Annotated in this window: 8 protein-coding genes; 2 read left to right on the top strand and 6 right to left on the bottom strand. The window is 54.3% G+C overall.

The genetic code is table 11. From position 1 onward, the window contains the following. Positions 1-28: 28 nt before the first annotated feature. Together ACTVIM_RS04950 and ACTVIM_RS04945 are read right to left on the bottom strand one after the other, a co-directional pair. Positions 29-2,881 (bottom strand): 2-oxoglutarate dehydrogenase E1 component, encoded by a 2,853-nt coding sequence (locus tag ACTVIM_RS04950; protein WP_445613861.1) that lies wholly within the window; start codon positions 2,879-2,881, stop codon positions 29-31. Between the two features lie 254 nt (positions 2,882-3,135). After that, positions 3,136-5,112 carry a methyl-accepting chemotaxis protein gene (locus ACTVIM_RS04945; RefSeq protein WP_445613860.1) on the bottom strand — a complete coding sequence of 659 codons (1,977 nt, stop codon included), beginning with the start codon at positions 5,110-5,112 and terminating at the stop codon, positions 3,136-3,138. Between the two features lie 233 nt (positions 5,113-5,345). Here ACTVIM_RS04945 and ACTVIM_RS04940 point away from each other — a divergent pair, with 233 nt between their 5' ends. Both ACTVIM_RS04940 and yyaC read left to right on the top strand, forming a co-directional pair. Beyond that, positions 5,346-6,014: a GNAT family N-acetyltransferase gene (locus ACTVIM_RS04940; RefSeq protein ID WP_445613859.1), complete on the top strand. Its 669-nt coding sequence runs from the start codon at positions 5,346-5,348 to the stop codon at positions 6,012-6,014. A 90-nt stretch (positions 6,015-6,104) separates the two neighbouring features. Then, entirely contained in the window at positions 6,105-6,656 is a 552-nt protein-coding gene (yyaC, locus tag ACTVIM_RS04935) for a spore protease YyaC (protein ID WP_445613858.1), read from the top strand. Between the two features lie 44 nt (positions 6,657-6,700). On the opposite strand, the gene ptsP is transcribed toward yyaC, so the two are convergent. The 4 genes from ptsP to glcT all read right to left on the bottom strand — a co-directional run bounded on the left by ptsP (position 6,701) and on the right by glcT (position 12,002). Continuing rightward, on the bottom strand, positions 6,701-8,422 hold the full coding sequence (gene ptsP / locus ACTVIM_RS04930) for a phosphoenolpyruvate--protein phosphotransferase (RefSeq protein WP_445613857.1): 1,722 nt from the start codon (positions 8,420-8,422) through the stop codon (positions 6,701-6,703). Continuing rightward, the gene (locus ACTVIM_RS04925; protein ID WP_144973457.1) at positions 8,422-8,688 is read right to left on the bottom strand and encodes a phosphocarrier protein HPr; all 267 of its coding nucleotides are present in this window, start codon (positions 8,686-8,688) and stop codon (positions 8,422-8,424) included. The genes ptsP and ACTVIM_RS04925 overlap by 1 nt, the downstream gene beginning before the upstream one ends. A gap of 115 nt (positions 8,689-8,803) precedes the next feature. After that, on the bottom strand, positions 8,804-10,819 hold the full coding sequence (gene ptsG, locus ACTVIM_RS04920; protein WP_445613856.1) for a glucose-specific PTS transporter subunit IIBC: 2,016 nt from the start codon (positions 10,817-10,819) through the stop codon (positions 8,804-8,806). Positions 10,820-11,144: 325 nt separating this feature from the next. After that, complete coding sequence (glcT, locus tag ACTVIM_RS04915; RefSeq protein ID WP_033843409.1) at positions 11,145-12,002, bottom strand: glucose PTS transporter transcription antiterminator GlcT; 858 nt, start codon at positions 12,000-12,002, stop codon at positions 11,145-11,147. Between the last annotated feature and the right edge of the window lie 257 nt (positions 12,003-12,259).

The raw sequence follows: 12,259 nt of genomic DNA, 5'->3' as shown, positions 1-12,259 counted from the left end.
GATGCCCTCCTCAAACGTTCCATAATCATCATTCATATTTCGTTAATGCACAGCGGATAATGCGCTCCTGCTCTTTCCGGTGAACGACCGGATCGCCTTCCGCCGGGCTCGCGCGCCGGCGCCGTCCGATGTAGCTGACATCGACGCCATCGGGCGCCAAAGCCCGCAAACGCGGTTCCATGTACGTCCAAGCGCCCATATTTTTCGGCTCTTCTTGCACCCAGACGATCTCTTTCACGTTCGGATAGCGGGCGATGATGCCTTTCAACGCTTCTTCCGGGAACGGGTACAGCTCCTCGATGCGCACGATGTGCAGCCAATCTAGCCCTTCCATTTTGTTCAACTGCTCCGCCAAATCGATCATCAGTTTGCCGGTGCCGAATACGATTCGCTCCACTTTGCCGGCGTTCGTCCCTAGCCCCGGCTGCTCAAGCACCGGAGAGAACGAGCCGTTCACGAACGCATCGGCATCCGATGAAGCCAGCGGGTGACGAAGCAGGCTCTTCGGCGTCATGATGATGAGCGGACGCACCTCTTCTTTTTGCAACAGTGCCGCTTGCCGGCGCAAAATATGGAAATATTGCGCCGAAGTAGACAAGTTGGCGACCGTCCAGTTGTTTTCCGCGGCCAGCTGCAAAAACCGCTCGACGCGCCCGCTTGAATGCTCCGGTCCTTGCCCTTCGTAGCCGTGCGGCAAAAGCATGACAAGCCCGGACTTTTGCCCCCATTTCGCCCGTCCTGATGAGATAAACTGGTCGAACATCACCTGCGCCATGTTGGCAAAATCGCCAAACTGCGCTTCCCAAAGCACGAGCGTCTCCGGCGCGTAGACGTTATAGCCGTATTCATAGCCGAGCACGGCCGCTTCTGTCAACGGGCTGTTGTACACGACAAACGAAGCTTTCGCGCCGCTGATGTGATGAAGCGGAACATACTCTTTGCCCGTTTTCACATCGTGCAGCACCAAATGGCGCTGGGCAAACGTGCCGCGCTGCGAATCTTGGCCGGTCAAGCGGATCGGCACGCCGTCTTGCAAAATCGTGGCAAACGCCAACGTTTCCGCGTGCGCCCAGTCGATGTTGCCATTTTCGGCAAAGACGCCGCTGCGCCGTTTGAGAATGCGCTCCAGCTTGGTAAACACATGAAAGTCGGCCGGGAACTGGAGCAGCTCCTCGTTGATGCGATGAAGCACGTCTTTCGCCACACCTGTTTTCACTTCCGGCAGCCGGTCGACGACCGGTTTCGGCGGATCCATAATGAAATCGAGCTCATCTTCGTTTTTCGGCACCCGCTCATAAGCGATTTTCAGCCGTTCGGCGACCTCGTGCTCCATTTCTTCCACTTCTTGCTCCGTCAAAATCCCTTTTTCAACCAATTTTTGGGCATACCATTGACGCACGGTCGGATGTTGGTTGATGAGTTGATACATCGTCGGATTCGTCGCCATCGGCTCATCCATTTCGTTATGGCCGAAGCGGCGATAGCCAATCAAATCGATGACAACGTCTTTCTTAAACCGCTGGCGGTACGCAAACGCCAAGCACGCCGCCGCCAAACAGGCCTCTGGATCGTCGGCGTTGACGTGCACCACCGGCACTTCGAACCCTTTCGCCATATCGGACGCATACGTCGTCGAGCGCGAGTCATGGCTTTCCGTTGTAAAGCCGATCATGTTGTTGGCGATGATATGGATCGTCCCTCCGGTCGTATAGCCGCGCAGCTGGCTGAGGTTGAACGTCTCAGCCACAATGCCTTGCCCCGGAAACGCCGCATCACCGTGAATCAAAATGGCAAATGACGCATCCGTATTTTGCGCCGGCGCGCCTGGGTTCGTCCGATTTTCCTGAGCGGCGCGCGTGTAGCCGAGCACAACGGGATTGACGACCTCAAGATGGCTTGGATTGTTGGCGAGCGTGATCCGCATCGTATGGGCGTTTTGATTGCGCAAACGGCGGGCAGCTCCCAAGTGATACTTGACGTCGCCCGTCCAGCCATAAGTGATGGAAACGGCTCCTTCTGACGGGATAAAGTTTTTGCTTTCGGCATGCTGGAATTCAGCGAAAATCATTTCGTACGGCTTGCCAAGCACATGGGCCAGCACGTTCAGCCGGCCGCGGTGCGCCATGCCGATGTTGACCGCGTCGACTTCATGCTCGATCGCTTGGCGAACCAACTCGTCCAATAGCGGCACCATGGCGTCCAAGCCTTCAATGGAAAACCGCTTTTGCCCGACAAACGTCCGATGGATGAACTTTTCAAATCCTTCCACTTCCGTCAGACGGCGCAACAAAGCGACCCGCTCTTTGTTCGCCAAGCTCGGGTAGTACGCTCCGGATTCAATTTGCTGGATGAGCCAGTTCCGTTCTTCTAGATTATGTACTTGCGAGAATTCAAAGGCGATTTTATCGGTATAGATTTTGCGCAAGTGCAAGATGGCGTCCCAGCCGTTTTTGACATGCGCCGGGGCATGTGGGCAAAGAAACGCAACCGGAATGCGCTTCAAATCGTCTTCCGTTAAATCATACTCCTCCAGCTCTAAACGGCGCAACGTTTTCTCCTCTTTGGCGAGCGGATTCGTGTCCGCTGCCAAGTGACCGTAATGGCGGATGCTGTCCGCCAGCTTGACGGCGGCGACAAGCTTGCTGAATACGGTCGGTGTTTCCGGCAGCCGGAACGTTTGATGCGTTTTCATTGCTTCCTCCGCTTCGGAAGAAACCGGTTCTTCCAACAGCGGCGCCCCCCACTGTTCAAACAGCTGCTTCAGTTCTGGGTCGACGCTGTTCGGGTCATCGAGGTACTGTTCGTACATTTCGATGACGTAACCGAGGTTCGGCCCGTAAAACTGGCTCCACGGTTGAGCATAGTTGGTCTGATTTGCCATCGTGAGAAAACCTCCAACTTGTTTTCGTATCCCTCGGGTCAAGCTAACAGCAGTTAGCAAGACGCCGCACTCCCATTTGGCTACCATTATTCCCGAATGAACGGCAAATTAACGACAATAAACGTTTTCACTGTTTATTTTAACACTATTGCCCGTTAAAATCGACGCAGAAACTTAAAAAAATTCAACTCATTATCATTGTTGGAATAGTTCGAATAATGAAAAACGCAGCCGGACAACGGCTGCGTTTTCTGTTACGAGAGCTTGAATTTTTCTACGAGCTGCTTTAATTGCTGGCTCATCTCGCTTAACGTTTCCGCTGATTGCGTCACCGTCGCGAGCGCCTGCAGCTGGTCATCGGCCGAAGCGGCCACTTCTTCGGCTGCTGCCGCCGATTGCTGGGCGATGGCGGCGATGTTTTGCATCGCGGCAATCACATCGTCCTTGCTTCCGTTCATCCGCTTCGCTCCCTCCATTACATTGGCGAGCGCGGCCGTTAATTGTTCCATCATGTCGGTGATTTTGACGAACGAATCGCCGGTCGTGTGCACCGCTTCCCGCTGCTCGTTGTACGCTTGTTTGGAGCGGCCGACCGCCTCGATCGCCAATCCGGCCTGCTGCTGAATAGCCGCGATCGTTGCGCGGATCATTTCCGTCGCCTTCGCTGATTGTTCCGCCAGCTTGCGCACTTCATTGGCAACGACGGCAAACCCCTTGCCGTGTTCCCCGGCGCGCGCCGCTTCAATGCTGGCGTTCAGCGCCAACAAGTTCGTTTGGCCGGAAATGGCGGTAATCGTTTGAATCACTTCGTCAATTTCGCCCATTTTTTTCACTAAATCGCTGATGACGTTTTCCACGCCGGACAGCTCCTGTTTTGCTTCTTCGGATTTTTGCTGCAAACGATTTAAATGCTCCAATCCGTCATAGCTAGCCGTTTTCGTTTCGTGCGACAGCGACTCCATGTCAGCTGTTGCACCGGTGACCGCTTCGATTTGCCGTGACAGCGCTGACGTCTGGTCATTGATCGTATCAAGACTTCCGGCTTGATCGGTCGTCCCTTTGGCAATTTCACCGATCGCTTTCGCCACCTGTTCGCTTGTGGCCATCGTTTCCTCGGAGACAGCGCTTAAATGGTCAGCGGAAGCCGCCAATTCATTAACAGAGCGGTTCACTTCTCCGATCAGCGCCCGCATATGTCCGATCATGTCGTTGAAATGGTGGGCGAGGCGCCCGATCTCATCTTTGGCCGTCACCCGCGCCTGCACCGTCAAGTCACCGGCTGCTGCCTTTTCGACTTGCTCTTGCAGAACGATCACCGGTTTCGTAATCGAACGGGCCAAAAAGTAAATGGCAACAAGCGCGACAATGAGGGCGATCACCGTAATGACAAACATATTCGTTCCGATCGTGCGGCTCATCGCCGACAAGTCCGCTTCCTTATAAACGACGCCCACCTTCCAGCCGAGCTCCGGAATGGTCGTAAAATACATCACCCGCTGTTCGCCATTCTGTTCGTATTCCCGCATCCCCTTGTCATGCTCAAGCATATAGCGAACAATCGGGTTTTTCGCCATGTTTTTCCCTTTATACTGAGGATGAACGACCGCCACCCCTTTTTCGTCAAACAACACGGGATAGCCGTGGTAGCCGACATCGCTCGCATTGACAATTCTTGTGACTGTATCCAGCGTCATATCAATGCCGACGACGGCCAAGATGTGGCCGTTTTCGCTCACCGCTTTCGCCAGCGTCACGACGTGTTTACCGGTGATGGCATCGACGTAAGGCTCCGTCCACACGACCTCGTCCGGCTTCTCCATCGCTTTTTTGTACCACGGGCGGCTCGTCGGATCATATCCATCCGGAAGCTCTGTCGTTGGCGTTATGTACATGCTTTTCCGCTCCGTGCCGATATAAATGAACTGGACGTTTTCATGAATGCGCAAAAACGTGCGGAACTGCTTTTCCAACTGCGGCCATGCGTTTTCATCTTGAACCATTTGCAAGACCGAAGGCGACTCACTGAATTGGACAAGGCTGTTTTCCTCGCTTTGAAAGCTGGTGCGAATGTCGCCAAGCAGCCCTTGCAGCGCTGACTGAGCGCGCTGTTTCACGTCAGCGTCCACGAGCTGCCGCGTTTGGATCACGCCGACGAGCTGCACGGCGGCCAACGAAATGACCAACAATAAAGCCATTAAGACAATGAGTTTGCTGCGCAATGTCCGAAACACTCGCTATTTCTCCCCTCTTCTTCCTCTTTTTGTCGAACTATGTTTCATTATAGAAGGACAATCGGCCCCCGTCTATAGGATTAGCTTCTTAATTCATACATAAGGTTGGTGAAAAACGCTGATTCCTTTCATTCATCGGCCAACGGTCGGTTTCCTCTTGGATGAACCTTTTCTTAGCGTCTTTTCTAGCTTTCGGTTATGATGAAGGTAAAACGAACGAAAGGGGGATCGGCGTGTACCAAAAACGGCTATACGTGTTTGACGGCGACACGCCGCGGCAAGCCGTCATTCGCAACTATACGAAAAGCGATTTTTCCGCCCTCATCCGCGTGCAGCAGGAAAGCTTTCCGCCTCCGTTTCCGTCCGAACTGTGGTGGAACGAGGCGCAGCTGGAAAACCATGTCACCTTGTTTCCCGAAGGGGCGCTATGCGCCGAAGTCGATGGGCGCATCGTCGGATCTATGACCGGGCTCATCGTCGACTTTGACCCGAACCATGCCGACCATACGTGGGAAGAAATAACCGACGGCGGCTATATTCGCAACCATCGCCCGGACGGCAACACGCTTTATGTCGTTGACATTTGTGTTTCCCCGCCGTATCGGAAGCTCGGCCTTGGCAAGTGGCTCATGCAGTCGATGTATGAAGTCGTCGTTCATCTCGGGCTCGACCGGCTGCTCGGCGGCGGACGGATGCCCGGTTATCACCGCTATGCGAACGAACTGTCCCCGGAAGAATACATTCGCAAAGTGACAGCCGGTGAGTTGAAAGACCCGGTTATTACGTTTTTGCTTCGCTGCGGGCGCACACCGCTTGCGGTTGTCCGCAATTATTTGGAAGACGAAGAATCGCTCAATCACGCGGTGTTAATGGAGTGGCGCAATCCGTTGAAGCAAACATGAGGAAAAATTTTTAATCGTGAACAGAAAGGAATCGCTGGCGGCGGTCGCGAATAAGACAGCAAGAACAAAAACGGAAAGGACTCGTAAGCGATGAGACCGATTCCTTACAGCGATCCGCTCGCTCCTTTGCTCATTCGCAATGAACTGTTTTCGTTGCTGCCGGCGCACATCGGCCATTTGACGGTTGTTTGCATCGGCAGCAACCGCATTAACGGCGACAGTTTAGGGCCGTTTGTCGGCACGCTGCTTGAGAATGTGTATCCCGATCATCTGACCGTCATCGGCACGCTGCAAGCGCCCGTCGATGCCACCAATCTCCGCTTCGTGCATGAGCGGCTGAACGAACGCGGCTCCTACGTGCTGGCGATCGACAGTATCGTCGTCGGTCCGCGGCCGTTTGTCCATACGATCGCCATTCGCCCCGGGGCGCTCGCTCCCGGCACGGCGCTTGGTCATTCCCTTCCATCGCTCGGCGATCTCAGCATCATGGGAGTGATGATGGAGGATACGGCTGATATGAGCGTGCTTCCGTATACGAATTTGCACATTGTTTATCAAATGGCGAAAGTCATCGCCATCGGCCTTTCCCTTACCGTTAGGCAGCGCTACGGTTACGAGACGTCCGCTCCGTTGCTCGCGTAAGGACCAAAAAAGCGCGGCGAACACGAATGTCGCCGCGCCTTTATTTAGGCGATATGGAACGTTTGTTTGATCAACGCCACAACTTCCTCCGCCGTGCCGAGCGACAGCACCGTCTCTTTAATGCGGGCCGCTTCTTCTTTCGTCAGCTGTTTCAACTGAGCGCGCGCCGGCAAAATCGAAGTGGCGCTCATGCTGAACTCATCGAGGCCAAGGGCGAGCAAAATCGGAATCGCAATCGGGTCGCCGGCCATTTCCCCGCACATGCCAACCCATTTCCCCTCGCGGTGGGCGGCGTCGATGACGTGGCTGATGAGCCGCAAAATCGCCGGATTGTACGGTTGATATAAATACGAAACGCGCTCATTCATCCGGTCGGCGGCCATCGTATATTGGATTAAGTCGTTCGTGCCGATGCTGAAAAAGTCGACTTCTTTCGCGAACTGATCGGCCATCACCGCCGCGGCCGGGATCTCCACCATCATGCCGACTTCAATCCCATCGGCGACCGGCACACCTTGGCGGAGGAGCGCCTCTTTTTCTTCAAGCAAAATCGCTTTCGCTTGGCGGAATTCCTCGAGCGTGGCAATCATCGGGAACATGATTTTCAAGTTGCCGTGCACGCTCGCCCGCAGCAAGGCGCGCAGCTGGGTGCGGAACATGTCTTGCATTTCCAAGCAAAGCCGAATCGCCCGGAACCCTAAAAACGGGTTCATTTCTTTTGGCAAGTTTAAATACGGGAGCTCTTTATCGCCGCCGATGTCAAGCGTGCGGACGACGACCGGCTTGCCATTCATTTGTTCAAGCACCGTTTGGTAGGCAGCAACCTGCTCTTCCTCCGTCGGCAGCTCCGAGCGGCCCATGTATAAAAACTCGGTCCGGTACAAGCCGATGCCTTCCGCTCCGTTCGTCAGCGCCCCTTTTACATCGTCCGGCGTGCCGATGTTGGCCGCCAGCTCGACGTGGACGCCGTCGGCCGTCACCGTCGGCTCATCGACGAGTTTCGCCCATTCCGCCTTTTGCGCCTCATAGCGGGCTCGTTTTTCTTCATAATGGGCGAGCCGCTCCGGCGACGGATTGATGACGACTTGTCCATCGAGCCCATCGATGACGACGATATCGCCGTTTTTCACTTCCGCCGTCACTGCCTTCGTGCCGACGACGGCCGGGATTTCGAGCGAGCGGGCCATAATGGCCGAATGCGATGTCCGTCCACCGATGTCGGTCGCAAACCCCTTGACATATTGCCGGTCGAGCTGCGCCGTATCGGACGGCGTCAAATCTTCGGCGATAATGACGACTTCCTCAGAAATGAGGCTCGGGTTCGAGATCGTGACCCCGAGCAGATGGGCGAGGACGCGTTTCGTGACATCGCGGATGTCGGCGGCCCGCTCCTTCATGTATTCATTGTCCATTCCTTCGAACATGGAAATGAAAAACGAGGCGGTTTCCTCAAGCGCATACTCGGCATTCACTTGTTCGGTTTGAATTTTTTCTTTGATCGGGTTCAACAGTTCCGGATCATCAAGCACAAGCAAATGGGCGGCAAAAATGGCAGCTTTGTCTTCGCCGAGCTTCTCTAACGCGTGCTGTTTGATCGCCTCGAGCTCTTCTTTCGCCTTGGCGACCGCCGCCTCAAGCCGCGCCACTTCCGCCTCGACGTCAGCGATCGTTCGCTTTTCAGCCGCCAAATGAGGGGTTTCTAAGCGGTACGCCTTGGCAATGGCGATACCGCTCGATGCAGCAATCCCATGGATGGTTTTTTCCATTACTGCGCGAGACCCTCTTTCGCCAACGTGTCCGTCAATGCTGCCATCGCTTCTGCTGCATCGGCCCCTTCCGCCGTAATTTTAATCGTTGCCCCTTTCGGAATGCCAAGCGACATCACGCCCATGATCGATTTCAAGTTGACGGTTTTCCCGTTGTATTCAAGTTGGATTTCACTGTTAAATTTGCTCGCCGTTTGCACTAAAATCGTTGCCGGGCGGGCATGGATGCCGGAGTCGGAAATGACTTGAAACGTTTTTTCTGCCATCGTTCATCAATCCCCTTTTCTTTCATCATTATTTTCCTTGCCATCATATCAAATGCTGGGGCGAGGAGGCAACGGAAAATGCTTGTCCTCCCGCCCCAACCGATCAGCCGGCTGTTCAGCCGATTTCCACCACACCGTCTTCTCCTTGGGCGACCGTACCTTGTTTATGGACGCGCACCGTCTCGCCCGCTTGCAAGTTCGTGAAAATGACCGGCGTCACGATCGATGGCGCGTTCCGCTTCACATAGTCGAGGTCCACGCGCAAAATCGGCTGTCCTTTTGTTACCGCGTCGCCCTCTTTCACGAGCGCCTCGAACCCTTCGCCATTCAGTTTCACGGTGTCAATCCCAAAGTGGATCAACACTTCATGGCCTCCGACGGATTGAATGCCGATCGCGTGCTTGGTCGGGAATACGTTCAAAATTTTCCCGTCCACCGGGGAAACGACAGTGCCCTCCGTTGGCATAACCGCAAAGCCGTCGCCCATCATTTTTTGTGAAAACACCTGATCCGGCACCTCGGACAGCGGGACGATTTCCCCGGCGAGCGGCGAGGCGATCCGTTCCGCCTGCGCTGCGGCCGGCGCCGCTTCCTTCACTTCCTCTTTCGCTTTGACCGGCGTTTTTCCTTGCATAATGTCTTGAATCTGTCCTTTTAAGATGTCCGATTTCGGTCCAAAAATCGCCTGCACGTTGTTGCCAACTTCGAGCACCCCGGCGGCGCCGAGCGCTTTCAGCCGCTCCTTATCCACTTGACCGATGTCATGAACCGAGACGCGGAGGCGGGTGATGCACGCATCCAAATGTTCGATGTTTTCTTTCCCGCCTAAAGCGGCCAGCACTTCATACGGCAGATCGCCGGCGGCCGCCTCGGTCCGCGGCGCTTCGTCAACCGTTTTTTCACGGCCCGGCGTCGCCAAATCCCACTTGCGGATGGCAAAGCGGAATCCGAAGTAATAAATGACGGCGAACACCAAGCCAACCGGAATGACAAGCCACCAAGCCGTCCGGTTCGGCAAGACGCCAAACAGCAGGAAGTCAATCACGCCGCCGGAGAACGTCATCCCGATTTTGACGTTCAGCAGGTGCATGATCATAAACGACAAGCCGGCAAAGACGCAGTGAATGGCAAACAGCGCCGGAGCAACGAACAAGAACGAAAATTCAATCGGTTCGGTAATCCCGGTCAAAAACGACGTTAACGCCGCCGACCCCATGATACCAGCCACGACCTTTTTGTTTTCCGGACGCGCTTCATGATAAATGGCGAGCGCCGCTGCCGGAAGACCGAACATCATAAACGGAAACTTCCCGGTCATGAACGTGCCAGCCGTCAGCTTTCCCCCGTCTTTCAGCTGCTCGAAAAAGATTTTTTGATCGCCGTGAATGACTTGGCCGGCCTTGTTGACATATTCGCCGAATTCAAACCAAAACGGCGCATAGAAAATATGATGAAGCCCAAACGGGATCAACGCCCGTTCGATGACGCCGAAAATGAACGCCGCCAGCGGCTTGTTCGCGTCAATCATGTTATGCGAGAAAGCGTTGAGCCCGTGTTGGATCGGCGGCCAAATGAACGTCATCAAAATGCCAAGCACGACCGCCGATGCCGCCGTCACAATCGGCACAAAACGCTTGCCGGCGAAAAAGCCGAGATATTGCGGCAACTCAATATTGAAATACTTGTTGTACATGTACGCCGCCAAAATCCCAACGATGATCCCGCCGAAAACACCCGTTTGCAATGTCGGAATGCCGAGAATGTTGGCATAGGACGGGTCAGATCCGACCATATCGGCGCTGACGCCTAAGATGACGCTCATGGTGACGTTCATGATCAAATAGCCGATGATCGCGGCCAAGCCGGCCACTCCATCTCCTCCGGCCAAGCCGATCGCCACCCCGACGGCGAACAAGAGCGACAAATTCGAGAAAACAATGCCGCCTGCTTGCTCCATCACGTTGGAGACAAGCACAATCCAATCGGCTTTTAAAGCCGGGATTTTATCGGTCAGCGCCGGATTTTTCAAGGCGTTACCAAACGCCAGCAAAATCCCGGCCGCCGGCAAAATGGCCACCGGAAGCATAAGCGCTTTCCCGACTTTTTGCAGCGTGCCAAACGCTCGTTTCATGTGACACCCTCCTTTAGGTTCCTTTTCTTAAGTTTTGCAGCAAACGGCAAATTCATGTACCGAAAATGGCGCGGTGGGCGATCCGCAGCAAAACGGAGCAGCAGAGAGAAAGCGCCTTCGATCTAGGGCGTGGCTTTGCCGGCGCAAAACTAGCCCACCGGCACAGAAACAGCCCTTGAGATCGGCCAGCACAACAAAAAAAGCATGAATAAAGAGCAGCAAAAAAGAACGCTTACAACAGCCAGCAAACGCCAGCTGCTTTCGTCCCTTTTTGCCCTCTTTACTCATGCCTGATCGAATCAGTAACACGTAAAGCAAGGCAGCGTTATGCCGTTGTTTCGCTTTTTTTCTCCGCCAGCCGCTGCAAATGCAACGTCAAATAGACCGCCTCCGCATCATCTGCGGGCTGACGAATCGTTTGCTGCATGACTTTGATCAGCTTCCACGCTAAATTGTAGCATAGCGGATACGCTTCTTTCAAGATTTTCGACAAATTTTTTGGTTCTTCGACTTTTTCCCCTTTTTTCATCCGCTCAATCGCATAGCGCAAATGGCGGACAAATCGCAAATAATGAATGCTCTCGCGGTCGATCTCAACCCCGAGCTGCTGTTCGACGATCTCAACAAGCTTGGCGATCAGCTGCGAATACTGGTTGGCTTCCGATACCGTTTGCTTCGAAATGGCGCTATGAATATGAAGAGCGATAAAGCCTGTTTCCCCTTCCGGCAACACGACGCCAAGCCGCCGTTCAATCATGCCGGCCACTTCGCCAGCGATTTCATATTCGAGCGGATACAAACTTTTCGTTTCCGCCAAAAACGGGTTTTTGACGTCAAGCCCTTGCTCGAGCCGTTTGAGCGTAAAGGCGATATGGTCGGTCAGCGCCACGTGAATATGCTCATCGAGCGGCGCGTCCACGCGCCGTGTAATATGCTGAATCACCTCGTTCATCAAGGCGATCAATTCCTCGCTCAGTTCAGGCAGCAGCTTTTTATACTGCTCTTGTTCACGCTCATTTTTCAGCACAAAACATTTTTCCACTGCGCTCTCGGCAATTTCATCCCCCCGTTTTTTGCCGAAGCCGATCCCCTTGCCGATCAAAACGACTTCGCCATACGCCGGGTGGGAGGCGATCAACACATTGTTGTTCAGTGCTTTTTCGACGCGAAACGGCTGTGCCAATCGAGCTCCTCCTTTCTATGCGGATCGTTTGCTTCGGAGCCTATGCGAACTCATTATAAACCGGACCGGCCGTCAGACTCAATGAAAAAAGATCGTGCGTTGCCGGATGAGACGCCGCCCTTTTCTCCATACTATCAAGAGGGCGCGGATGGGAGGGAATGGGATGCCTTACCTCTCGATGAACGAACAGGTTCATCCCATTCGGACCAAACCGAGAGCTAAACAACATCTTGCCGCTAGATAGCGGGAAGCGGCTG

The sequence above is a fragment of the Geobacillus sp. YF-1 genome, from assembly GCF_052692335.1.
The sequence above is the reverse complement of the archived record's forward strand: the minus strand, read 5'-3'. Positions and strand labels throughout refer to the sequence as shown.